The sequence below is a fragment of the Streptomyces sp. NPDC026062 genome (assembly GCF_055568375.1).
The window spans coordinates 14,011-39,701 of record NZ_JBVHOQ010000058.1; the positions used below are offsets into that span (position 1 = coordinate 14,011).

The following is a 25,691-nucleotide window of genomic DNA, read 5'->3' on the forward strand; positions in this document are numbered from 1 at the left end:
TCCGGGGAGACGGTGGTTCACCTGGCCGGTTCGGGGAGGCCGGCGGAGGTCTTCTCCAGTGCGAGGCGGATCGAGTCCGACAGCGGTGTGTCCTGTCCTGACTCGATCCAGAACTCGATCGCCACCCGGACCGCGCCGACCACGGTCGCGGCCATCAGCCGGGGGTAGATGTCGGTGTCGGCGTCCACGCCGAGCCGTTCGGCGATGCCCGCCGCGAGCGCCGCCTCCCGTACTGCGTGCACCTTGAGGTACTCGCCTCCCAGCGGGGAGGCCGCCACGGCGAGCCGTACCTTGCTCACCAGGCTCTGGTCGCGTGTGTCCCCCGCCGTGAGGGCGCCCAGCGTGGCGTTGACGACCGCGGCCCACAGCGGCTCGTCGCTCGGGCGTTCCCGCAGGTAGCCCTGGATCGCCGCCGACCGGTCGAGGTCGACCGCGTAGATCGCTTCGTTCTTGCTGCGGAAGTAGTTGCTGAAGGAGCGCGTGGACATCCCGGCCCTGGCCGCGATGTCCTCGACCCTGACGTTCTCCCATCCGCACTCGACCGCCAGGCTGAGCGCGGCTTCGCTGACCGCCCGGCGCACGGCGGCTGTCTTGCTCTCGCGAACCGTTGGTGACACCGCCCCAGCATCGCACAGGGCATGCGCCATGCGCCGGTCCCCGCGTCGTCGGCGACGCACCTGGTCCGCGGCCGGAGCGGTGTGTGTTTTCAGCCCCCTTTTAGGGGGGTGGGGTGGACTGGGTGAATCAGCGCCAGCCGCCCACGGAGGTACGTCGTGCGCATCCTGTTCACTCCTTTGCCCTCCAAGACCCATCTGTACCACCAGGCTCCGCTGATATGGGCTTTCCGGACGGCGGGTCACGACGTGCGCGTGGCTTCGCAGCCCGCGCTCACTTCGACGACCATCGGGATGGGGCTGCCCGCTGTGGAGGTCGGGGAAGGGTACGACTTCATGGGTGGCATGGTGGAGCTGCGCAGTGGCAACCGTTTCAGCCCGGCGCAGCTGGAGGCGATGTCCCCCGGGGAGAAGAGACGTCTGCGGGACGAGCGGTTCGCGCCCGTGGTCGAGCTGGCGACGAGGATGGCGCCCGGTCTCATGTCGTTCGCCGAGCGCTGGCGTCCCGACCTGGTGGTCACCGACCCGATCGTGATGGCCGCTCCCCTGGTCGCGGCAGCGCTGGACATCCCGCTGGTGCGGAAGATCTGGGGGCCCGACATCATCTACGGCCACCCGTTGCAGGGGCAGCCCTTCGACGGTACCGAGCGCGAGGCGTGGCCCACCGGACTGGGCGAGCTGTTCGACCGGTACAAGGTCGAGGTGCGCAACGACTACCCGCTGCGCACCGTCGATCCCTGGCCGCCCGGCCTCAAGCAGTTCGGCCGTCCCGACGGCCGCATACCCGAGCGCTTTGTTCCCTACAACGGGGCGGGCACGGTCCCGGAGTGGGTCCTGGAGCCTGCCGGGCGTCCCCGGGTGTGTGTCACGTGGGGAACGACCAACAGCGTCCTGGGCGGCGATCGCGGTCTTCTGCCGCGCGTCGTGGGCGCACTGCACCCGCTCGACATAGAACTGGTGGTCGCGGTCTCCCCCGCCGACCGGGCGCTCCTGGGTGAGCTGCCCGGCAATGTGCGGGTCGCGGAGAACCTGCCCATCAACCTGCTGCTGCCGAGCTGTTCGGCGATCGTCAATCAGGGCGGGGCCGGATCCGTGCTGACGGCCGCTCATCTCGGGGTGCCGCAGGTGCTCATTCCGGAGACGGCGGAGACGCCGATGATCTCGCTCGCCTTTGCCGGCGGCGGCTCCGCCATTGTTCTGGAGGCCGCGACGGTGGACGCCGATGCCATCGCGTCCGCCGTGACCACCGCCTGCACGGATGAGGCGATCCGGACGGCCGCCCAACGGATGCGTGAGGAGATCGCCAAGATGCCCGCGCCCTCCGAGGTCGTCCACACCCTTGAGAACCTCGTCGCGCGCTGACGAGCCACTGGCCGCTCAGCGTCCCAGCCTAAGGAAACCCTTGCGCATCCTGTTCACTCCCGTCGCCGCCACGACCACTCCTCTCTTCCACATGGTGCCGCTGGCCTGGGCCTTCCGGGCGGCCGGGCACGACGTGCGGGTGGCCGCGCAACCCGAACTGAGCCGAGCGATCATCGATGTGGGACTGCCGTCGGTCGAGGTCGGTCACGGCTACGAGATCATGGACGGTGTGCTGCGCTCGCGCGGCGGCCGGCGTGTGATCGAGGCACCGGCCAGCCAGTGGGCCGACAGCGGCCTGGCGAGCACGGCCGAGGCCGAGGAACTCCCCTCCGACGAGCACGCCGGGCTGCGGGACGCTGCCATGGCCCCGCTGGTCGAGGCCGCCGCCCGGATGGCGCCCGGTCTGCTGCGGTTCACCGAGCGCTGGCGGCCGGACCTGCTGATCACCGACTCGATGGTGTTCGCGGCCCCGCTGGTCTCGGCGCTCCATGGGGTGCCGCTGGTGCGGCAGACCTGGGGTCCCGACGTGATGCGCATGGTCAGTCAGCCGTTGCAGGGGCGGGCCGGCGGCGGCGATGTCCGCGCCGAGTGGCCCACGGGCCTTGCTGAGCTGTACGACCACTACGGGGCAGAGGTCCGCAACGACTATCCGGTCCGCACCGTCGACCCCTGGCCCACCAGCCTGCAGTTCCCCGGGCTGAGCGGGCGGCTGCCCATGAGGTTCATCCCGTACAACGGTGCCGCCGCGGCCCCGGACTGGGTACTCGACCGCCCCGGCCGTCCCCGGGTGTGTGTCACCTGGGGCACCTCCTCCGCCGCGCTCGCCGGTGACGAGGCGTTCATGCTGCCGCGGGTCGTGGAGGGGCTCGCCGGTCTCGACGTCGAGACCGTGCTCGCGATCAGCGCCGATGACCGGGCGAAGCTCGGTGCGCTGCCCGCCAATGCCCGTGTGGCCGAGAACATTCCGCTGCATCTGTTCATGTCGACCTGTGACGCCATCGTCCACCAGGGCGGTACCAGTTCGCTGTTGACCGCTGCCTGCCACGGCCTTCCTCAGGTGATGATGCCGCAGACGGCCGACAACCCTTTCAACGCCGCGAACTTCGCTGCCAGCGGTGCCAACATCACGCTCGACGCGGCCGTGACGGGTGCGTTCGAGGTCGGTGCGGCGGTCACCCGGGTCCTGACGGAGCAGACCTGCCGGGCGGCAGCCGAGAAGGTGCGCGCGGAGATAGCCGGCATGCCTGCGCCGGCCGCCGTCGTCCGCTCCCTGGAGCAACTGGTCTGAGCGCTGCGGGCAGCAGAAGGGGGGCGCGCGGGCCGGGGCCGGCCCGCGCGTTTCCCTGTCAGCCTATGCTCTGCGCGAAGTCGAAGAACCCGTGCGGGTCAAAGGTGTGCTTCGCCCGGACGAGCCGCGGATAGTTCTCGGCGTAGTACGCCTGCTGCCAGTCCTGCAGGTCGGGGTCGATGTAGTTCTGGTAGGTCTCGTGGGCCGAGTACCGGTCGGTGACGGAGAAGGCCCGGTTGATCCACGCGCGGGCCGCGGTCCGTTCCTGCTCGTTGTCCATCACCGGGGGAAGCACCGTCGCCCAGTCCACGGAGAACCGGGCGTCCCTGTGCACATAGGCGGTCGCGGTCCGCGGAACGTCGGAGGAGACCCCGCCGAGTGCGAACAGGTGGACGAATCGTATGTGGCCGGCCCGGCGGTCGGCGTCGAAGGCGCTGAGGATCTCGTCCACCCCGGATGCGGGAATGTCGTTCTTGAACAGGCGTGAGCGGTCGACCTGGAAGCCGGCCCTGGGGAGGGTGGCCTCGGGGTTCTGCCCCACCCGGTGGCACTGGGCGACGGTCTTGTCCGAGCACTTGAACCAGGACATCATGCCGTCGCGGTACCCGAGGTCCTGCACGTCGCGGCCGGCCGGGGCGCGGCCGATCGCCGAGATGAGGGCGTCCAGGTGCGGTTCGAGGTCCTCGGGCGAACCGAGGAAGGTGCCGTCGGTGATGAGGAGCGGGGTGCCGTCGGGGGCGGCGTTGAGGAGACCGAGCAGGCAACGGCCGCCCAGCTCCCGTGGCGCGCCGGGCAGCCATCGCTGCCAGCCCTCCACCACGTCCTTGACGTGATCCCAGTTCCAGGCCAGCGTGTAGTTGACCATCCGGGGAGTCACGCTGTTGCGTCGCTGGTAGCGGGTGACGACGCCGAAGTTGCCGCCCCCGCCCCCACGCAGCGCCCAGAACAGATCCGGGGATTCCCGCTCGGAGCAGTTGACGACTCTGCCGTCGGCGAGCACGACCTGGACGGATTCCAGCGAGTCGCAGCCCAGGCCCAGTGCCCGGGTCTGCCACCCGATGCCGCCTCCCTGAAGGTATCCGCCCATCGCCACGGTCGGGCAGATTCCGGACGCGAGGCTCACCCCGTGCGCGCCGGCGGCATCGACGAGATCGGTGAGCTGGGCGCCGGGACCCACGGTCGTGGTCCGCTCGCCGACCTTGATCCCGTTCAGCCTGGACACGTCGATGACCAGGCCCTGGGTGGTGGAGTACCCGCCGTAGCTGTGTCCTCCGCTGCGCGCGACCGCGGGAACGTTGTTGTACTGGGCGAAGGACAGGCATGTCCGTACGTCGTCGACGGTCTCGCAATAGGCGACGCCGGCCGGGCGGACGGCGTCGAACGTCGCCCGGTGCAACTGCTTGGCCAGGTCGTAGTCACTGTGGGACGGCAGTACCAGACGCCCGGTCAGCCGTCTGTCGAGCCGGTCCCATTCGGAGGTCAGCGCCAGGGCGCTGCCTTCTGCCCCCACGACCCCGAGGCCGGCTGTGGCCAGCGCGGCGAGTCCGTGCTTCAGCACTGTTCTGCGGGTAGACACGCATTCCCCCATACTGCGTTCGGTTTGAGTGGCACTCAGCAGTATGGGCAGGGGTGCTAAATCCGTGCTTGGGCATTGAGGTGCTCGGTGACCAGACGCACGATCGCCTCCCGGTGGTCCGCCAGGAAGAAATGTCCGCCCCGGTAGACACGCATCTCGAACCCGGCCGCCGTGTGCTGTTGCCACGCACGCGCGTCGTCGAGCGTGACTTTGGGGTCGCTCGCTCCGGCGAGGGCCGTGATCGGGCAGCCCAGCCGTACGTCCTGGGTCAGCCGGTAGGTTTCCGCGGCCTTGTAGTCGGCGCGGATGGCGGGCAGTGCCGAACGCATGATCTCCTCGTCGCCCAGGACGCGGGCGTCGGTGCCATCGAGGCCGGCCAGTTCCGTGAGGAGTTCGTCGTCGTCGAGGAGGTGGACCAGCCGGCCCCCCGGCCGTGCGGGTGCGCGTCGCCCGGAGGCGAACAGCCGGACGGGTTCCGCTTCGGGAACGGTCTCGATCCGGCGCATCAGCTCGAACCCGAGCGTCGCCCCCATGCTGTGCCCGAACAGGGCCACCGGCCGGTCGAGGTGGGGGCGCAGGGCCTCGAAGGCCGCGTCGGCCAGGGCGCCCATCTCGTCGATGCACGGCTCTTTGCGCCGGTCCTGGCGTCCGGGGTACTGCACGGCGAGCACGTCCACGCGGGCGCCGAGGGCATGGGCGAACGGAAGGAAGTACGTCGCCGAACCGCCCGCGTGCGGAAGGCACACCAGCCGTACCGGAGCCTCCTGGGACTCCGGCACGAACCTCCTGTACCAGAGGGCGCTGTTCACGGCGGAGCCCGTCATCCGTTGGCCTCTTCTTCCTTGTCGCTTCGGCGTTGGTCAGCAGTGCGGTGCCGGTTCGGGCCGTCCGGGTCTACCAGAGCGAACCGAGACATGCCAGGAGGCTCCGTGTCTGGACGTTGAGGTAGTGGGAATGCAGCCGCAGCGCCAAGATCTGGCGGACGGTCATCCAGCGGAAGTCGGGATGGGGTTCGACGGCCTCGATGTCGTCGCATTCGACCACCATGTAGCGGCATTCCGCGTGGTAGAACCTTCCGCCCTCCTCCGAAAGCTCCACGTCGTAGCGGACGTTGCCGGTCGCCGTGAGTACGTGGTCGAGGAATCGGGGGCGCCGTTCGGGCGGCTCGTCGGCGTAGTTGACCGGGCTGCACTGGACGGTGGGGCCGAGTTCGACGACGTCCAGGAAGCCCGGCTCGACCGAGGCCCGCATGAGGATGTGCAGCACCCCGTCCAGGCGCGCGGTCAAAAAGGCGACGACACCGGTGCCGCAGGGGGCCAGCAGGGGCTGGGACCAGGAAGTGACCTCACGCTGGCCGCTCTCCACCGAGACACCGATGACCTTGAAGTGTTTTCCCTCCCGGTGGGCGATGTCGTGCTCCGACACCCGCCAGTCCCGCAGTGCGGACAGCGGGACACGTTCCAGGTGTACGTCCGTCTCGGTGCGCACGTCATTGAGCCAGCTGCGTATCTCGACGGAGGTGTGGCGCGCCTCCCGCTCCCCCGCCTGGAACGACCGGCGCAGACCGGCGGCGAACGCCGGGTCGGGAGCGTCGTCCGGCATGGCGTCGGGCCAGCCGGACATCGCCATGGGCAGGCAGGCGAGCACCGTCCGGGAGTCCATGTTGATCAGGTTCGGCTCGGCCATCAGCCGCCGGATCTGCCCGAAGGTCAGCCAGCAGAAGTTGTCGCGGACGGGCACCTCGGCCGTGGTCTCGACGACCATGTTGCGGTTGCGCTTTCCCAGGAACCAGACGCCTTGCTCGGACAGCAGCACATCGGCGACGACCCGGCCGCGGCTGGGCCGCAGGAAGTGCTCCAGGTACGGCGTGGACGCCCCGCCGTGCACCTTGGTGTAGTTGCTCCTGGTGGCCTGCACCGTCGGGGAGAGCTGGAGCTGCCGGCGGTTGCCCGGTTCGACCTTGGCCTGCATCAGAAAGTGCAGGACGCCGTCGAATTCCTTGGCAAGCAGGCCGAGAATGCCGACCTCGGGCTGGTTGATGAGCGGCTGCTGCCAGGACAGCGGACGTGACCCGCCCCGGGTGACGTCCACGCCCTCGACACTGAAGAACTTGCCGCTGTCGTGCGCCAGGGTGCCGTTCCCCTCGGTGAGGTGCCACCCCTTCAGTTCCGCGAACGGAACTTGGTCGACCCGTGTCCGCGCGGTCTCCTCGCACCGGGCGAGCCACACGGCGAACTGCTCGTTCGTCGTCGCCACCCCGCCGGTGGCCAGGCCCGACCGCAGGAGACGAGCCCCGTCGGAAAGGATGCCGGCCGACGGGCCCGGCCGGCTGAGGATGCCACTCATTACTCGCCCTTCCCTGAAACCGCTGCTCTCCTGGGAGCGAGCTCTACTCGCACGGAGTTCACATCTCGGCCGGACATATTCTGCTGCCCCTCAATAAACTGCGCCTAAATTTCTCAGGGTCTCTTTTGACGGTGCGTGACATCCCTTTGGACCGACGGATTTAGAACGGACCAAGTCCGCCGTAAGCAGCGAGTGCGAATATTTTGGGCCGTGTCCTGTGTCACCGGCACGCGCGAACCGAATTCGCATTGCGGCATCACACGCTGAGGAATTACAGGGAGGTAGCCCGATGAGCCCCGACTCGGTTGAGCTCGGTCCGGCGGCGAACGAGGAGCGGCTGCGCGACTACCTGAAGCGGACGATGGCCAATCTCCGCCAGACCCGCCGGCGTCTGCAGGAGGCCGAGGACCGGGAACGCGAGCCGATCGCGGTGGTGTCCATGGGCTGCCGGTTCCCCGGCGGCATCTCCTCCCCCGAGGAGCTGTGGGATCTGCTGGTGGCCGAGAAGGACGCCGTCACAGGCGTCCCGGCCGACCGGGGCTGGGACATCGAGGACATCTACGACCCGGACCCCGACGCCCCGGGCAAGACCTACACCCGCGAGGGCTCGTTCGTCTCCGACGCCGCCCGGTTCGACGCGGACTTCTTCGGGATCAGCCCGCGCGAGGCGCTGGCGATGGACCCGCAGCAGCGGCAGATCCTCGAAGTCGCCTGGGAGACGTTCGAGCGGGCGGGTCTTGCGCCGTCCTCGCTGCGCGGCACCCGTACCGGGGTGTTCATCGGCAGCGTCGGCCAGACCTACAACATGAGCCTGCTGCCCACCAAGGAGCAGGTCGAGGGCTACATCCTGACGGGCACGCAGGCCAGCATCATGTCCGGCCGCATCGCGTACGCCTTCGGACTCGAGGGCCCGGCGCTGACCGTGGACACCGCCTGCTCGTCATCGATGGTCGCCCTCCATCTGGCGATCAAGGCGCTGCGCAACGGCGAATGCGAGCGGGCTCTGACGGGCGGCGTCACCATCATGGCGACCACCGCCTGGTTCACCGAGTTCAGCAGGCAGCGGGGGCTGGCCCCCGACGGACGGAGCAAGCCGTTCGCCGCCGCCGCCGACGGGATCGGCTGGGGCGAGGGCGTCGGTCTGCTCATGCTCCGGCGGCTGTCGGACGCGCAGCGCGACGGCGACCGGGTCCTCGCCGTCCTGCGCGGGTCGGCGGTCAACTCCGACGGCGCCAGCAACGGCCTGACCGCGCCCAACGGCCCCTCCCAGCGGCGTGTCATCGAGCAGGCACTGGCCGATGCCCGCCTGACGTACGGCGACGTCGACGCGGTCGAGGCGCACGGGACCGGCACCGGTCTGGGTGACCCGATCGAGGCGCACGCGCTCCTGGCCACCTACGGGCAGGACCGGCCCGCCGACCGGCCGCTGTGGCTGGGCTCGGTGAAGTCCAACATCAACCACCCGCAGGGCGCGGCGGGTGTGGCCGGTGTCATCAAGATGGTGCTGGCCCTGCGTCACGGGCTGCTCCCGCGGACGCTGCATGTGGATGCCCCGACGCCCCAGGTGAACTGGGACTTGGGCCATGTCGAGCTGCTCACGTCCTCGCGTCCGTGGCCCGAGACCGGCCGTCCGCGTCGCGCGGCCGTGTCGTCGTTCGGAGTGGGCGGCACCAACGCGCACGTCATCCTGGAAGCCGCTCCGCCGCGTGCGGCGGGTCCGTCCGGAGAACCGGTCGGCCCCGAGCCGGCGGTGGTGTCGGGGGGTGCGCTGCCGTGGCTGGTCTCCGCCAGGAGCGGGGCGGCCCTGGCCGGCCAGGCACAGCGGCTGCTGGACTTCGCCGTGGACCACCCGGCTGCCGGGCTGTTCGACATCGGCCACGCGCTGGCTCATGAACGCGATCACCACGAGCACCGTGCGGCCGTCGTCGCCGGCACGCGTGAGGAGTTCCTGGACGGGCTGCGGTCCCTGGCGGACGGCACGGCGGCACGCAACGTCGTGCGGGGCCGGGGCACCGCCGCCCGGACGGTCTTCGTGTTCCCCGGGCAGGGTTCCCAGTGGGAGCGGATGGCCGTCGGCCTGCTGGAGACCTCCGAGGTCTTCCGTGAGCACGTGCATGCCTGCGCCGAAGCGCTCGCGCCGTACACCGACTGGTCCTTGACCGATGTGCTGCACGGCAGGCCGGGGGCACCGTCGTTGGAGCGGGTGGACGTCGTGCAGCCCGCGCTGTTCGCGGTCATGGTCTCCCTCGCCCGGGTGTGGCAGGCGGCGGGCGTCCGGCCGGACGCGGTGGCCGGCCACTCCCAGGGGGAGATCGCGGCCGCCCATCTCGCCGGAGCGCTGAACCTGGAGGACGCCGCCAGGATCGTGGCCCTGCGCAGCAAGGCCCTGCTCGGCCTCGCCGGAAGCGGCGGCATGGCCTCCGTGCCGCTGCCCGCCTCCGATGTCGCGGTGCTCCTGGACGTACCGGCCCGGGAGGGCCTGAGCATTGCCGCGGTGAACGCGCCGGGCTCCACCGTGGTCGCGGGAGCGCCCGGGGAACTGCGGGAGCTCGTCGATTCCTGCCAGGAGCGCGGCGTGCCGGCCCGGATGATCCCGGTGGACTACGCCTCGCACACACCGCACGTCGAGACCGTCCGGGAACAGCTCGCGGCGGACCTGGCGGGAATCGTCGCGCGACCGGCAGACATTCCGTTCTACTCCACCGTCACCGCCGCGCCCATGGGCACCGAGGCGCTCGACGCCGCGTACTGGTACACCAACCTGCGCAGCCGGGTCAGGTTCGAGGAGACCACGCGCGCGCTGCTCGCCGACGGCCACACCCTGTTCATCGAGGTCAGCCCGCATCCGGTGCTCACCGTCCCGGTCCAGGAGACCATCGAGGACTGCGGGGTGTCGGCCCACGCGCAGGGCACACTGCGCCGCGACCACGGGGACCGGGCCCGGCTGCTCACGTCCCTGGCCGAGGCCCACGTCAACGGCGGGGCGCCGGACTGGGCGCGGATCGTTCCCGGGGCGGCGGCACGTCTGGACCTGCCGACCTACCCGTTCGCCGGGGAGCGGTACTGGCCCGACAGCGTCGAGCCGTTCGGGGACGTCCGTTCGGCGGGCCTGGGGCCGGCCGGCCACCCTCTGCTGGCCGCCGAGACGGTGCTGGCCGACGGTGGCGGCCATCTGTTCTCCGGGCGGCTCTCGCTGCGGACCCACGGCTGGCTCGCCGGTCACGTCGTGCACGACACGGTGATCGTGCCGGCCACCGCGTTCGCCGAGCTCGCCCTCCACGCCGCCCACCGCGTCGGCTGCGCCCAGGTCGCGGAGCTGACGCTGCAGGCGCCGCTGCCGCTGCCGGACCGGGAAGCGGTACAGGTCCAGGTGATCGTCGGTGCGGCGGGCCCGGACGGCGAGCGGTCCATCGGCATCCACTCCCGGGTGCAGGGCGACGAGGCGGACGGCGACGGGATCCCGTGGACGGCACACGCGACCGGCGTCGTGAGCCCGCGGCCGGTCGTGGCGGACGAGCCCGTCGGGGCCTGGCCGCCGGCCGGAGCGGCACCGCTCGAGGCGGCCGAGTCGTACGCGCGCATGAGGGACATCGGGCTCGCGTACAGTTCCGCGTTCCTGGGGCTGCGTGCCGCCTGGCGCCGGGGCGATGACCTGTACGCGGAGGTCGAGCTTCCCGAGGGTGTCGACACCGGGGGCTTCGCGCTGCACCCGGCGCTGCTGGATGCCGCGCTGCACGTCACCGCGCTGGCGGGCGACGACCACGACGGGCTGACCAGGCTGCCGTTCGCGTGGCGTGGTGTGGCCGTGCACGCCGTCGGTGCCGCCGCGGTGCGGGTCCGGGTCCGTCTGGCCGGAGCCGACACCGTCAGCATGTCGCTCATGGACGCCGGCGGAGAGCCGGTGGCGACGGTCGAGGCGCTCACCGTCCGGGCGCTCCCCGCCCAGCAGGCCTCCAAGGCCGCGGTACGGCGCGACTCGCTCTACCGTCTGTCCTGGCAGCCGGCCGTCCTGGGCGGGGAGGCCGGCGGGCGGGCGGGCTGGGCCGTGCTCGGAGATCTTCCCGCCGGCCTGCGCGACTGGATCGGCGGTGACGTCCGTGCCGTGGAGGATCTCGGTGCGCTGTGCGCGCGGGCCGGCGGCGGGGCGGCGTTCCCGGCGGTCGTGCTGGCGTTCGTCCCCGGTCACAACGGAAGCCCGGCCGATGGTGCCCGTGCGACGACGCACTGGGTGCACGCACTGGTCCAGCAGTGGCTGGCCGACGAACGGTTCGAGAGCAGCCGCCTGGTCGTCGTGACCGAGCGGGCGGTCGCCGTCCGCGCCGGTGAACACGTTCCCGGGCTGGCCGCCTCGCCGGCGTGGGGGTTCGTGCGGGTGGCGCAGCTGGAGCACCCGGACCGTTTTCATCTCGTGGATCTCGACGGCCGCGAGAGCTCTGTGCGTGCGCTGCGGGAAGCTCTCGCGTCCGGTGAGCCGCAGCTGGCTCTGCGGGACGGTGAGGCGCACACGGCGCGGCTCGTCCACGCCGACACCGACGGGCTGCTGGCACCGCCCCGGAACGCCGCGGCGTGGCGGCTGGCGGCCGCCGAGCCGGGCACGGTCGAGAACCTCGTCCTGGAACCCGGCACCGCCGGCCGGGCGCTGGAGAGCGGGGAGGTCCGGGTCGCGGTCCGGGCGGCGGGGGTCAACTTCCGTGATGTGCTCCTGACTCTGGGCCTGTATCCGGGCGAGGCGTTCATCGGCAGCGAGGCCGCCGGTGTCGTCACCGAGACCGGTCCGGGCGTCACCGGTCTCCGGCCCGGTGACGCGGTCATGGGGCTGTTCCCCGAGGGAGCGGTCGGCCCGGTCGCGATCGCCGACCGGCGGGCGCTGGCCCGGGTGCCGCGGGGCTGGACGTTCGTGGAGGCGGCGTCGGCTCCGGTGGCGTTCCTCACCGCCTACTACGCGCTGCACGATCTGACCGGGCTGCGGTCCGGGCAGCGGCTGCTGGTGCACGCGGCGACCGGCGGTGTCGGTATGGCCGCCGTCCAGCTGGCGCGGCACTGGGGTGCGGAGGTCTACGCGAGTGCCAGCGCCCCGAAGTGGGACACGCTGCGCATGATGGGCTTCGACCATGAGCACATCGCGGACTCGCGGACTCTCGGGTTCGAGGAGAAGTTCCTGGCGTCCACCGGTGGTGAGGGCATGGACGTCGTTCTCGATTCCCTGGCCGACGCGTTCGTGGACGCTTCGCTGCGGCTCCTGCCCCGGGGCGGGCACTTCCTGGAGATGGGCAAGAGCGACGTGCGCGACCCGGCCGAGGTGCTGGAGCGGCATCCCGGTGTCGTCTACCGGGCGTTCGAGACGGTCGAGGCGGGCCCCGATCACGTCGCGGGCATGCTGGCGGAGCTGAGCGCGATGTTCGAGGAGGGTGCGCTGCGTCCTCTGCCGGTGGCGGCCTTCGACGCGCGGCAGGCGCCCCAGGCGTTCCGGCTGATGAGCCAGGCCCGTCACACCGGCAAGCTCGTCCTGACGATGCCGCGTCCGCTCGCCGCCGGGGGCAGTGTCCTGGTGACGGGCGGAACCGGCACCCTGGGGGCGGCCGTTGCCCGGCACCTGGTCACCGAGCACGGTGTGAGGCGGCTGCTGCTGGTCAGCCGTCGCGGGCCCGACGCCGAGGGCGCGGCCGGTCTGCAGGCCGAGCTGGCCGGGCTCGGTGCCGAGGCCGTCGTGCGTGCCTGCGACGTGTCCGACCGCGGCGATCTGCGGCGTCTGCTGGACTCGGTCCCGCCGGAGCACCCGCTGACCGCCGTGGTGCACTCGGCGGGCGTCACCGACGACGCGTCCGTCACCGCGCTGGAGGCCGGGCAGCTGGACCCCGTCCTGCGGCCGAAGGCCGACGCGGCGTGGAATCTCCATGAACTGACCAAGGACCTCGATCTCAGCGCGTTCGTGCTCTTCTCCTCGCTCGCGGGCACCCTCGGCAATCCGGGGCAGGCCAACTACGCGGCCGGCAACGCGTTCCTGGACGCGCTGGCCGCGCACCGGCACACGCTCGGTCTGCCGGCGGTCTCGCTGGCCTGGGGGCTGTGGCAGCAGGCCAGCGGGATCACCGCCGAGCTTTTCGAGGACAAGCGCCACGCCGTGGCGCACGATGTGCTGACCACCATGTCCGACGCCCAGGCGCTCGCCCTCTTCGATGCCGGCCTCGCCGGCGGGCGGCCCGATCTGGTCCCCGCGGGTCTGAACCTCGCGGCGATCCGGGCGGCGGCCGAGGTGCGTGCGGCGCCGGCCGTCCTGCGCGGCTTCCTGCGCGCTTCGCGCCGGCAGGCGGGCGGGCGGCCGGGTCTCCAGGGCTCGCTCCAGCGGGAGCTGGCCGGGCGCTCGAAGGCCGAGCAGCGGAGTTTCCTGCTGGACACCGTCCGCAACGACATCGGCGTGGTGCTGAGCCATCCGTCACCGGAGACGATCGATCCCCGGCGGCCGTTCCAGGAGATCGGCTTCGACTCGCTCACCGCCGTCGAGCTCCGTAACCGGCTCAATGCCGCGACCGGTATGCGTCTGCCCGCGACCCTGATCTTCGATCACCCCAACGCGGTCTCGCTGGCCGATTACCTGCAGGAACAGCTGAGCGGGCAGATCCGCGACGCCCCGGCCCGGACACGGACCGGCAACAGCGGCGGCGGTGATGATCCGATCGTGATCGTCTCGATGGCATGCCGTTTCCCCGGCGGCGTGCGTACCCCCGAAGACCTCTGGGACGTCGCCGACCTCGGGCGCGAGACCGTGTCCGGCTTCCCGGACGACCGCGGCTGGGACCTGGACCATCTCTTCGACCCGGACCCCGACCACCCCGGGACCTCCTACGCGGACCGGGGCGGGTTCCTCGACGAGGCCGGGCACTTCGACGCCGAGTTCTTCGGCATGAGCCCGCGTGAGTCGCTGGGCACCGACCCGCAACAGCGCGTGCTCCTCGAAACCTCCTGGGAGGCCCTGGAACGCGCCGGGATTCCGCCCGCGTCGCTGCGCGGCAGCCGTACCGGCGTGTTCGTCGGCATGACCGCCTACGGCTATCCCGGCGGGCCCTCGCGGACCTCGGAGGCTGTCGAGGGGTACCTGCTGACGGGTGCGGCGAGCAGTGTGGCGTCCGGGCGGATCGCCTACGCCCTGGGTCTGGAGGGGCCGGCCGTCACGATCGACACCGCGTGTTCGTCCTCGCTGGTGTCCCTGCACCTGGCGGCGCAGGCGCTCCGCGACGGCGACTGCGACCTCGCGCTGGCCGGCGGTGTCACGGTGATGCCGACCCCGAGCGTCTTCGTCGGGTTCAGCCGCCAGCGCGGGCTGGCCCCCGACGGCCGGTGCAAGCCGTTCGACGCCGCCGCCGACGGGACGGTCTTCTCCGAGGGTGTCGGGCTGCTGCTGGTGGAGCGGTTGTCGGACGCGCGGCGCAACGGCCACCAGGTCCTGGCCGTGGTCCGCGGCAGCGCCGTCAACTCCGACGGCACCAGCAACGGCATCACCGCGCCCAACGGCCCCTCCCAGCAGCGGGTCATCCAGCAGGCCCTGAACAACGCCGGGCTCGCAGCGCAGGACATCGACGCCGTCGAGGCGCACGGCACCGGCACCACACTCGGCGATCCCATCGAGGCCCAGGCCCTCATCGCCGCCTACGGCCAGGACCGGCCCGACGGCCGGCCGCTGTGGATCGGCTCACTCAAGTCGAACATCGGCCACACCCAGCAGGCATCGGGGGTGGCGAGCCTGATCAAGATGGTGCAGGCGATCGGGCACGGGCGGCTGCCGAGGATCCTGCACGCCCACACTCCCACCCCGCACGTCGAGTGGGAGGGCGGCGGTGTCGCGGTGCTGACCGAGACGGTGCAGTGGCCCGAGACCGGCCGCCGACGACGGGCCGGTGTCTCGGCGTTCGGTATCAGCGGCACCAACGCCCACATCATCCTCGAGCAGCCGCCCTCGCCCGGCCCGGCCCCGGCGCCCGCTCCGGTCACCGGGACATTGGCGGTCCTCGCGGCCGGCCGGCCGGCCGGGGACGGGGGGCCTGTCGTGCCCTGGCTCGTCTCGGGCCGGTCCCCGGCCGCGCTGCGGGCCCAGGCGGCACGGCTCGCGGAACACGCCGCGGCGGCCGGCGACCCGGGCGACGTGGCCTGGGCACTCGCAACGACACGAACGGCGTTCGACCACCGCGCCGTCATCCTGGGCCGTGACCACGATGAGCTGCGTGCCGCGCTGAACGCCATCGCCCAGGGCGAGCCGCATCCCGCGGTGGTTCAGGGGGTGGCCCCGGCGACACCGGGCAAGACCGTCCTGGTGTTCCCGGGGCAGGGTTCGCAGTGGAGAGGCATGGCGCTCGGCCTGCTGGAGGAGTCGCCGGTCTTCGCCGAGCACCTGCGTGCCTGCGCCGAGGCCCTCGACAAGCACACCGGCTGGTCGCTGCTGGACGTGCTGCGCGGCGTTCCTGGCGCACCGTCCCTGGAGCGGGTGGACGTCGTGCAGCCCGCGCTGTTCGCCGTGATGACCTCGCTGGCCGAGCTCTGGAAGTCGGCGGGCCTGGTCCCGGACGCGGTCGCCGGTCACTCCCAGGGAGAGATCGCCGCCGCGTACGCGGCGGGGGCGCTCTCGCTCGAGGACGCCGCGCTGGTGGTGGCAGTGCGCAGCAGGATCATCACCAAGCTGGCCGGAACGGGTGCCATGGCCTCGGTGCCGCTGCCCGAGGTCCAGGTCGCCGCCCGGCTCGCCGGGGCGAGCGCCGTGCATCTCGCGGCGGTCAACGGGCCGGACAGCTCCGTCGTGGCGGGTGACACCGGCGCCGTCCACGCGTTCGTCGCCGATTGTGCCGCCGAGGGGGTCCGTGCCCGGATCATCCCGGTCGACTACGCCTCGCACACCCCGCACATCGAGGCGCTGCGCGAGGAACTCCTGGAGGCGCTCGCCCCCGTCCGTCCCCGCCAGGGCACTGTGCCGTTCTACTCCTGCGTCACCGGTGAGGTCATGGACACAACCGGGCTGGATTCCGCGTACTGGTACCGCAACCTGCGCGAGAGCGTCCAGTTCGCCAAGACCACCCAGGCGCTGCTCGGCGCGGGTCACCGCGTGTTCGTCGAAGCCGCCCCGCACCCCGTGCTGACCGTGGGGGTGCGCCAGAGCCTGGAACAGGCCGGGGTCCGGGCGGCGGCGCTGGGCACCCTGCGGCGCGACGAGGGAGATACCCGGGCGCTGCTGGCCGCCTTCGCCGAGGCCCACGTCCAGGGGGCCCCCGTGGACTGGGCGCGGGTACTCACCCCGAGAACCGGGCGGGTGGACCTGCCGACCTACGCGTTCCGGCGTGCCCCGTACTGGCTGCGGACGTCGGCGGCGACGGGCGGTGCGCGGGCGGCCGGGCTGAGCGAGACGGGTCACCCCCTGGTGACGGCCGCGCTGTCGGTGGCCGGCGACGACCGGCACGTCTTCAGCGGCCTCATCTCCCTGCGGACCCACCCCTGGCTCGCCGACCACCAGGTCAACGACGTCGTGCTGGTACCGGGGACCGCGTTCGTCGAACTCGCGCTGCACGCGGCGCGGCAGGTGGGCTGCGCCGGGGTGGAAGAGCTCACCCTGCTCGCTCCCCTGGTGCTGCCCAAGAGCGGCGGTGTCCGGATCCAGGTCGTCGTGGGAGCACCCGAGGCGAGCGGGGCCCGCCCCCTGGCGGTGCATGCGTGTCCGGACCTCGATGAAGACGCCGCGTGGACACAGAGTGCCACCGGTACGCTGGCCGCCGGCCCCGCGAAGGGGGTGGAGGATCTGGGTGCCTGGCCGCCCGCCGGGGCCGAGCCGGCCGACGTGGACCTCGTCTACGACCGGTTCACCGCCAACGGGCAGGTGTACGGGCCGGTGTTCCAGGGGTTGCGGGCCGCGTGGGTGCACGACGGTGACGTCTATGCCGAGGTGACGCTTCCCGAGGACATCGGCACCGAGGGATTCGGTATCCACCCGGCGCTGCTGGATGCCGCTCTGCACGCCTTGATGGCCAGGCAGCCGCAGGGCGACGAGCCGGCGGCGGGTGTGCTGCTGCCGTTCTCGTGGACGGGGATCACGTTCCCGGCGGCGGCCGCGGGCCGTACGCTGCGGGCCCGGCTCAGGCCCGCGGGCAGCGCTGTGGCGGTGGACCTGGCCGACGGTGCGGGCCGGCCCGTCGCGCGTATCGAGTCGCTGCGGCTGCGGCCGGCCGACCCGGCGCGTCTGGGCGCCGGCGCAAGCCGCGTGTCCGTGCTGGCCCAGGAGTGGGCCGAGGCCCGGCCGGCCCCGGCCCAGGTCCCGACACTGGCCTTCGTCGGCGACACCGAGGCCGCTGCCGGTCGTGCCGGGCGGTATCCCACAATGGAGGCGCTTCGCGCGGCGGTCGCCGGCGGGGCCCCGGTACCGCAGGTTGTCGTGGCGGCCTGCACGGGCGGGGGCGCGGGCGCCGGTTCCGCGGGGGTGAACGAGGAGACTCCCCGTGCTCTGGAGCGGGTGCAGGAATGGCTCGCCGACGAGATGTTCGCCTCGTCGGTCCTCGTCCTGGTCTCCCGCGGCGCGGTCCCCATCGCCGACGGGGAGGACGTACCGGACCTCGCGGCCGCGGCGGTCTGGGGTCTGGTACGCAGTGCCCAGTCGGAGAACCCGTTCCGGTTCCAGCTCCTGGACACCGACGGCCCGGTCACCGAGGACCTGCTCTGCTCGGCGATAGCGCTCGGCGAACCGCAGGCCGCCGTCCGGGCCGGGAAGGTGTACGTGCCCCGCCTGGCACGGCGTCCGGTGACAGAGCTCCCGGTGCCGTTCCGGGCTGACGGCACCGTGCTGATCACCGGTGGCACCGGCACGCTGGGCGCTCTGGTCGCCCGGCACCTGGTCGCCTCCCACCAGGTCACACGTCTGCTGCTGGTCAGCCGGACCGGGATCGCGGCCGACGGCGCGCCGGAACTGGTGGCCGAGCTGGCGGAGCTCGGCGCGAGGGTCTGCGTCGAGGCCTGCGACACCGGTGACCGCGACGAGCTCGCCCGGGTACTCGCCACGGTCCCCGACGGGCATCCCCTGACGGCGGTCGTCCACGCGGCCGGGACGCTGGACGATGCGACGGTGTCGAATCTGACGCCCGAACAGCTCAGGACCGTTCTGCGGCCCAAAGCGGACGCGGCCTGGAACCTCCACGAGCTCACCGAGGGGGCCGGTCTCACGGCGTTCGTGCTGTTCTCCTCCGCCGCGGGTGTCCTGGGCGCGCCGGGCCAGGCCAACTACGCCGCGGCCAACGCCTTCCTCGACGCACTCGCCGCGCACCGGCGTGCCCAGGGGCTGCCCGGTGTGTCCATGGCGTGGGGGCCATGGGAACAGAGCAGTGCGCTGACCCGGGGATCTGCCCGCAACGGCCGGGGCGTGGCTGCCCGGCGGGGTCTGGTCCCGCTGTCCACCGCCGATGCGCTCGCGCGTTTCGACGGTGCGCTGGGTGCCGGTCTGGCCGCTCCGGTCCTCACCGAACTCGACATGCGGCATCTGCGGGCGCAGGCCGGGGCCGACGCGCTGGCGCCTGTGCTGCGTGGCCTGGTCCGGGTCGTGCCGCGCCGGGTCGGTGACGGGGGCGAACCGGTCACCGAGCGGCTGGCGGGCCGCAGCCATGAAGAACAACAGACGATCGTGGGCGAGCTGGTACGCGGCCATATCGCCGCGGTCCTGGGGCACGGGTCACCGGCGGAGATCTCCGCCGACCGGGCCTTCCAGGACCTGGGCTTCGATTCCCTGACCGCGGTGGAGCTGCGTAACCGGCTCGGCGGAGCGACGGCGCTACGGCTGCCCGCGACGGTGGTCTTCGACTATCCGACGGTACGGGCACTCGCCGAGTACGTGCTGGACCGGCTCGCTCCGCCCGAGCCGTCGCCCGGCGATGTCGCTCTCCAGTGCCTGGACCGGCTGGAGGAGGCCATGACGGCGCTTTCGCCCGATGCCGTCCGCCGGCTGGTCGAGCACCGGTTGCGGGAGCTGACGGGACGGGCGGGCGCGATGGCGGAGGCCGTCGTGGACAGCTCGGAGGTGGAGAACGCCTCGGCCGACGAGCTGATGGAGCTGATCGACCGGCAGTTCCGGCAGGCGTAGTGAACCGGTGGTAGGCGGGCAGCGGCTCGCGTACCGGGTGCTGCCGTCCGGCCGTCCACGGGTCTCGGATCATGTGGGCGGCCGGGTGGCGTTGCGGTGGCGGGCGGGAACCGTCCCCGGCCCCCGGCCTCACGGCCCCCTCCCGGCGTCGCGGTGCCCCGGCCTTGCGGGCTCGCGGGCTCGCGGTGCCCCGGCGTCACGGCCATGCGGCCTTGTGGCTGACAGGCCCCGGCCCCCCAGACCTATGGGCCCCCGGCCTCGCGGCCCCAGACGTCGCGGCCTCGCTCACGGCCTTCCGGGCTTGCGGCCTACCGGATCCCGGCTCCGGCGTCGCAGCCTCGCTGCTCCCGGCCCCAGGCCTCCCGGCTCCTGGCGTCGCGGCCTCACGGCCCCGGCGTCGCGGCTCCTGGCTCCTGGCTCCTGGCTCCTGGCTCCTGGCTCCTGGCTCCTGCGGGCATGCCAGACCGGCGTGGGCTGCGGACGTCCCTGAAAGAAGGGGATGTCCGCAGCCCACGCCGGTGTCTGTGCATGTGGCCGGTTCTATCGGCCGGCGTCCGCCAATGCCTCCAGCACGGGGACGATCCGGGTCGGGTCGGGCCGGGCGGCGTTCCGGTCGGCCAGTGCCCGGGCGGCGGGCCCGACGGACGTCCCGTCGAGGAGTTCGGAGACCACCTCGGCTATGGAACCCGCGGTGAGTTCATCGGGCCTGAGCGTCATGCCGGCCCCACTGGCCGTCAGCAGTTCGGCACCGAGCGGCTGCGCACTCATCTGCGGCACCACGAGCTGCGGCACGCCGTGCGTGACGGCGGCCAGGACCGTGCCGGGGCCGCCCTGGCTGATGAGCGCGTCACAGGTCGGCATCAGCATCGACAACGGCATCCAGTCGACCACGCGGACATGCTCGCGCGACTCGCCCAGGAGTTCCCGGCCGGCCTTGCCGAGAGCCGCCACGATCTCGACGTCCATACCGGCCAGCGCCTCAATGGCCAGCAACGGAGGCTTCAGCACCTCCGGCCCCATGAACTCGCTGGTCGTCCCCCAGGTGATGCACACCCGCGGGCGCTGTTTGGGCTCATCGAGCCAGCCCGGAGTGAGAGCCGCGCCGTTGTAGGGCACGTACCGTGCCGCCTGCCGCTTCGCCATCCGCACGGAGAGCAGCTCGTCGGGGCAGGGGTCCACCACGAGAGCGGCGTACTCGGGGCCCAGCCGCACATCCCACTTGTCGAGGAACGCCACCAGATCCTTGGGCCAGTTGTCGCGCACCGAACGCTCGGAGGTCAGGTCGCCCCACAGCTGATCGGGCATCGGCCCCCAGGTATGCAGGACCAAAGGGGCACCGGCGGCCTTGGCGATGACCGGTGCGGCAAAGGCCGCGGGGTCCGCCACCACCAGATCCGGCCGCCAGTTCCGGGCGGAGGGGACCAGATCGGCCACGACCGCCTCAGCGATCCGGATGTGCGGAACGACGATCTGCTCGATACTCGGCGCCGCACCGGCCGGTCCGCTGTCGATGGACTTCTTCAGCTCGCTCATGAAGTCGGGCCCGCGGCCGACCTCGACGGCAGGCAGACCGGCGGCCGTCACATCACCGACCAGAGAGGACTGCACCGCCACCCGCACATCATGCCCCGCCGCACGAAGCGCCCACGCCAACGGAACCAGCGGATAAAGATGCGATCGGAAAGTGGCCGCGGTGAACAGAATCCGCATGAAAGAACCCCTTAGAATTGTCTGGATGCCGTCAAATGGTGCGTCGTCCCATCAGGTGGAACATTCGCGCGGTCAGCGGATACGGCATCCGGCCCGCCAGAGCGATCTCCAGCTCTTCCAGCCGGGCATAGAACTCCGGGTCGTACTTGATCTCGTTGTCCGCGACGAGGTTGCAGACACTCATCACGCCGTAATGGCCGACGACATCCACACCGGCGTCGCCGAGATGGCCGGAGATCTCCTCCGCGGTCAGGACCGGCACGTCCTTGCCATACACCACATTGGGCTTGACCCGGGCATCAACAGCACCCCGGGCCGTGGCGAGGTCGAGCTCACGGACGGCGGCCTCCAGCGGCACTGCGTAGGTGTTGGGACAGACCACGGACAGCAGGCCGCCGGGCTTCAGGCACTTCACCATGCTCTTGACCACGGCAGCACGGTCGGGAACGTACTGCAGGAGGTTGTGGCACAGGAGCAGGTCGTACTCCTGCCCGGCGAAGATGTCCGCCACGTCGCGCGCATCACCCTCACGGACCTCGATGAGGCCGGTGACGCCGTGCTCGGCGGCGAGTTCCCGGGCCCCGTCCAAAGACACCGGCGCCACGTCCAGGACGGTGACGTGGTGGCCACGCGCGGCAAGCCGGACCGCTTCGCGGCCGTTGCCGCCCGCCACGTCCAGCACGCGCAGCGGGCGGTCATCCAGGTGGCGGTCCAAGTTGGCCGCCACGACCGCATACCGCAGCTGCCCCCACGGGGTTTCCTGCCACTTCTGGAAATTGGCAAGACGCTCATCGAAAACAGCATTGTCGATCGCACTGCCGCTGCCGGTCATGCTACCTCCGAGGTGCTTGAATACCGGATATACCGACTCACCGAGGAGTCGCAATCTACCGCCGCCGGCTGAAACCCCCCTAAAACCCCGGGCATCAGGAAAGGTTTAGGCCGCATTTAGCCGGGTGCACAATAATTGAATTACTCATGCGCGCGATCCAGTCCTTCCGCGCACACGCCAAGAACTCGTCGCCGGCCACCGGACCGCATGATCGGGAGACCCGTACATGATTAATGTGACCCAGCCCAGCGTCGGCGCAGAGGAACTCGCCGCAATCAGTGCAGTTTTCGACAGCAAATGGCTTGGGTCCGGGGTACAGACAGAAGAATTCGAGGAGCAGTTCGCCCAGCACCTCGGTGTCCCGGCCGGCAGCCTCCTCTTCCTCAATTCGGCGACTTCCGGGCTCTTCCTGACCATGGAGCTGGCCGGCGTCGGGCCGGGCGACGAGGTCGTACTCCCGTCGAACGGGTTCATCGCCAACGCCAACTGCGTCATCGACGCCGGCGCCCGCCCGGTGTTCTGCGACATCGGCGACGATGTCCTCAACCCCCGGGTCGAGGACATCGTCGCCGTACTCACCCCGCGCACCAAAGCGGTGATGGTTCTGCACTACGGCGGCTACCCCGGCGAGGTGGAGAAGATCGCCGCGCTGTGCGCGGAACGCGGTATCGCGCTCATCGAGGACGCGGCCGTCTCGGTCGCCTCGAGCGCGCACGGCCGGATGTGCGGCACGTTCGGCGACTTCGGTATCTGGAGCTTCGACTCGCGCAAGGTCATCACCACCGGTGACGGCGGCATGCTGTACGTGCGGGATCCCGAGGTCGCGCGCAGGGCGCGCCGGCTCGCGTACCACGGGCTCGAGGACCGCAGTTCGTTCACCACCGCCGCCAAGTCGCCGCACCTGTGGTGGAGTTTCGACATCGAGGACATCGGGCGCCGGCTCGTCGGCAACGACATGACCGCGGCGATGGGCAAGGTGCAGCTGGGCAGGCTCTCCGGGTTCGTCGACCGGCGGCGCGCCATAGCCCAGCGCTACGACCGGGCGCTGTCCGGTGTCCCGGGTGTCCGTGTCCCCCCGCCGCTTCCGCCGGGCCACGTCTCGACCCACTACTTCTACTGGGTCCGGTTCGACACCAGGGCCATCCGGGACGGCGTGAGTGAGGACCTTCTGGCCAGGGGCATCTACACCTCCTGGCGCTACTACCCCCTGCACCGGGTCCGGCGGTACGGCGGTACGGACGCCGTGCTGCCCGTGACGGACACCGTGTCGGACACGGCTCTGCTGCTGCCGGCCCACCAGGACCTGCTCGACGAGGAAGTCGACCTGGTCACCCAGGAAGTGATCAAGGCGGTCGAGGTACGCGGCACGGCCGGCGCCTGACCGGTTCCCCGCCCGGCCGGTGACGCAGGCCTGTCGGGGACGTGCTCCTGAGGACCACGTCCCCGACAGGCCGCAGGTGAGCACGGGAGCGGACACACAGATGCCCCTGAGGGCGCAGGTGCGTGCGGGACCGGACACACCGGTGCCCCTGACAGACCACCGGCACGCACAGGACCGGACACACCGGTGTCCCTGAGGACGCAGGTGCGTGCGGGACCGTGCGTGCCGGTGTCCCTGAGGGCGCGGGTGCGTGCGGGAGCTGACGCGCCGTTTCTACTTCGTCTTGCGCCACTGGACGCAGGTCCAGTCGACCGCTTCGATGGGATCGTCGATGCCGTGCTCGCGGCGGTAGTCGTCCACGGCCTTGCTGCACATCGTGTAGAAGTAGTCGTCGATGATGCAGAAGCCGCCGACCGAGAGCTTCGGGTAAAGGATTTCGAGGGCCTCGTAGGTGGACTGGTAGAGGTCGCCGTCCAGGCGCAGGACCGCCAGTTTCTCGATCGGTGCGCTCGGCAGCGTGTTCTCGAAGAATCCGGTCAGGAACTCCACCCGCTCGTCGAGCAGCCCGTACCGTTCGAACCTCGCCTTCACCTCGTCGAAGGTGACCTTGAGGGAAACGCCCATCGTGCCGATGATGTCCTGGCTGCGGCCCTTCCATGGGTCCGAGGGGTACTTGTCGGTCGGGGGCGGGAATCCGTCGAAGGAGTCGGCGACCCAGACCTTCCGGGTCTTGTCACCGTACGCCGTGAGAGCGGCACGCATGAGGATGCACGAGCCGCCGCGCCACACACCGGTCTCGATGAGGTCACCGGGAATTCCCTCTCTGATGACCGTGGCGGTGCACTCCTGGATGTTGTCCAGACGCTCCTGACTGACCATGGTGTCCGCCTGGACATTCGGCATGATCCCCTTGCCCCCCAAGTAGGCGAGGCGCGCGTCGCTTTCACTTCCCGAGTCGGTCGTGTAGGGGAAAGCGGCGCCGTCGTGAAACCGAAGGAGACATTTCTTCAGCAGACCGAGGTAGGCATCCGGCAGATCCGAAGCAACCGGTCCCGCCGCCTTCTCGATCGTCTTGGCTTCCTTGTTCACTATTGCCACCCCTTCTCATGCCCCACTTTGGCACACCCATCCCACCAGCCCTAGCTGAACTCCCCCTAAAACAAGTGATGACGGCAATGGCCCGGCTCCGTACGGAGCCGGGCCATTGCCGTCATCACTTCTTCCGTACCCAATTCGCCATTCCCTCGGGCCGGCCGTCACAGGGCATCACGGACCCGCCGGACAGCCCCGGTCAGAAGTGCGTCGGCAGACGCGGGACATACGGCGACTCGAGCGAGGCGATCTCCTCACCGGTGAGCCGGATATCGAGCGCGGCAACAGCGTCGGCGAGATGGTCCGGCCTGGTGGCACCCACCAGAGGAGAACCCACGACCGGGTTCTTCAGCACCCATGCCATGGCCACCTGCGCCATCGAGACACCACGCGATCGGGCGATCTCCTCCACCGCACCCACGATGGGCCGGTCACTGTCGAGATACAGCGGACGCCCGTACGGATCGGTAGGCCGGTTCGTCCCGGCACGTGCCGTCGACCCCTCACCCCACGGACGGGCCAGCAGCCCGGCGGCCAGCGGGCTCCAGGGCAGACTGCCCACCCCCTGGTCGGCGAGCAGACCGAACATCTCCCGCTCCTCCTCACGCTGCAGGAGACTGTACTGGTCCTACATCGAGACGAACTTCGTCCACCCGTTCAGCCCGGCGGCATGCTGCAGCTTCGCGAACTGCCAGGCCCACATCGACGACGCACCGATATACCGGACCTTGCCCGCCCTGATGACGTCATGCAGTGCCTCCATCGTCTCTTCCACCGGGGTCTCGGGGTCGAACCGGTGGATCTGGTAGAGATCGATGTGATCGGTACCGAGCCGGTCCAGCGACGCATCGAGCTGCTCGATGATCGCCTTGCGGGACAGCCCCGATGGGGCCTTGACCCAAGGCCCCCGAACGCCTCGCCCGCTACTACGAGACCCTCACCGCCAGCTCCGAAGCCATGATCCACATCGCCTCGATCGACAACCTAGCCAAGCACATAACGGACGAGACCACACCAACCTAGCGAGGAACTCATTAGGGCATAAGCGGCATTTCTTCTACACCAAACACCTTCTCAGATCCTCAGGATCCAGTGTCTCGTGCATCCAAGATCAAGGATCAAGGCCCCTGGGGTTCGGCGGGAACCGTGGGATTGGCTGCAAGGCTGCGGGCTTCGGCCGTGGCCTCGGCATCGACTTGGTCCACGGTCCAGTCGCCGCATCCGAGGGAGGCGCAGAACGCGGTGAATACGAAAGACAGCCGAAATACGCCTGTACGGGGAGCCGCTTGAGCAGCCTACTAGGTTCTGTCGTCAAATGATCTTGTGTGGTGGATCATGGTCGGGTGATACGTCGCCATGAACTGTCGGATGCCGAGTGGGAGTTCGTCCGCCC

General features: G+C 70.8%; 11 protein-coding genes and 2 pseudogenes. 5 read left to right on the forward strand and 8 right to left on the reverse strand.

Annotation, left to right across the window (positions count from 1 at the left end; translation table 11 throughout):
- Positions 1-17: 17 nt before the first annotated feature.
- Positions 18-617: a TetR/AcrR family transcriptional regulator gene (locus ACZ4LX_RS34330; protein ID WP_467651182.1), complete on the reverse strand. Its 600-nt coding sequence runs from the start codon at positions 615-617 to the stop codon at positions 18-20.
- 156 nt (positions 618-773) lie between these two features.
- Here ACZ4LX_RS34330 and ACZ4LX_RS34335 point away from each other — a divergent pair, with 156 nt between their 5' ends.
- Together ACZ4LX_RS34335 and ACZ4LX_RS34340 are read left to right on the forward strand one after the other, a co-directional pair.
- Positions 774-1,976, forward strand: coding sequence for a nucleotide disphospho-sugar-binding domain-containing protein (locus ACZ4LX_RS34335; protein ID WP_467651183.1), 1,203 nt, complete (start codon positions 774-776; stop codon positions 1,974-1,976).
- 40 nt (positions 1,977-2,016) lie between these two features.
- A complete protein-coding gene (locus ACZ4LX_RS34340) occupies positions 2,017-3,264 on the forward strand; it encodes a nucleotide disphospho-sugar-binding domain-containing protein (protein ID WP_467651184.1) in 1,248 nt (415 codons plus the stop codon).
- 58 nt (positions 3,265-3,322) lie between these two features.
- Here the strand turns inward: ACZ4LX_RS34340 and ACZ4LX_RS34345 are convergent, their stop codons facing one another.
- The 3 genes from ACZ4LX_RS34345 to ACZ4LX_RS34355 form a co-directional block, all read right to left on the reverse strand.
- Positions 3,323-4,840 (reverse strand): FAD-binding oxidoreductase, encoded by a 1,518-nt coding sequence (locus ACZ4LX_RS34345; RefSeq protein WP_467651185.1) that lies wholly within the window; start codon positions 4,838-4,840, stop codon positions 3,323-3,325.
- Positions 4,841-4,896: 56 nt separating this feature from the next.
- On the reverse strand, positions 4,897-5,664 hold the full coding sequence (locus ACZ4LX_RS34350; RefSeq protein ID WP_467651186.1) for a thioesterase II family protein: 768 nt from the start codon (positions 5,662-5,664) through the stop codon (positions 4,897-4,899).
- Between the two features lie 70 nt (positions 5,665-5,734).
- Entirely contained in the window at positions 5,735-7,186 is a 1,452-nt protein-coding gene (locus tag ACZ4LX_RS34355) for an NDP-hexose 2,3-dehydratase family protein (protein ID WP_467651187.1), read from the reverse strand.
- Between the two features lie 289 nt (positions 7,187-7,475).
- On the opposite strand from ACZ4LX_RS34355, the gene ACZ4LX_RS34360 reads away from it, so the two are divergent.
- Entirely contained in the window at positions 7,476-19,283 is an 11,808-nt protein-coding gene (locus ACZ4LX_RS34360) for an SDR family NAD(P)-dependent oxidoreductase (RefSeq protein ID WP_467651188.1), read from the forward strand.
- A gap of 540 nt (positions 19,284-19,823) precedes the next feature.
- Here ACZ4LX_RS34360 and ACZ4LX_RS34365 read toward each other — a convergent pair.
- The gene (locus tag ACZ4LX_RS34365) at positions 19,824-20,993 is read right to left on the reverse strand and encodes a nucleotide disphospho-sugar-binding domain-containing protein (RefSeq protein WP_467651854.1); all 1,170 of its coding nucleotides are present in this window, start codon (positions 20,991-20,993) and stop codon (positions 19,824-19,826) included.
- 31 nt (positions 20,994-21,024) lie between these two features.
- Positions 21,025-21,825 carry a class I SAM-dependent methyltransferase gene (locus tag ACZ4LX_RS34370; protein WP_467651856.1) on the reverse strand — a complete coding sequence of 267 codons (801 nt, stop codon included), beginning with the start codon at positions 21,823-21,825 and terminating at the stop codon, positions 21,025-21,027.
- Between the two features lie 226 nt (positions 21,826-22,051).
- On the opposite strand from ACZ4LX_RS34370, the gene ACZ4LX_RS34375 reads away from it, so the two are divergent.
- Positions 22,052-23,206, forward strand: a complete 1,155-nt coding sequence (locus tag ACZ4LX_RS34375; protein ID WP_467651858.1) for a DegT/DnrJ/EryC1/StrS family aminotransferase — start codon at positions 22,052-22,054, stop codon at positions 23,204-23,206.
- A gap of 273 nt (positions 23,207-23,479) precedes the next feature.
- Here ACZ4LX_RS34375 and ACZ4LX_RS34380 read toward each other — a convergent pair whose 3' ends face one another.
- Both ACZ4LX_RS34380 and ACZ4LX_RS34385 read right to left on the reverse strand, forming a co-directional pair.
- Positions 23,480-24,295, reverse strand: a complete 816-nt coding sequence (locus ACZ4LX_RS34380) for a TylF/MycF/NovP-related O-methyltransferase (protein WP_467651860.1) — start codon at positions 24,293-24,295, stop codon at positions 23,480-23,482.
- A 202-nt stretch (positions 24,296-24,497) separates the two neighbouring features.
- Positions 24,498-25,184: pseudogene (locus ACZ4LX_RS34385) on the reverse strand (aldo/keto reductase); the annotation flags it as partial.
- A 26-nt stretch (positions 25,185-25,210) separates the two neighbouring features.
- On the opposite strand from ACZ4LX_RS34385, the pseudogene ACZ4LX_RS34390 reads away from it, so the two are divergent.
- Positions 25,211-25,321 (forward strand): annotated as a pseudogene (locus ACZ4LX_RS34390) (IS5/IS1182 family transposase); the annotation flags it as partial.
- Positions 25,322-25,691 lie beyond the last annotated feature (370 nt).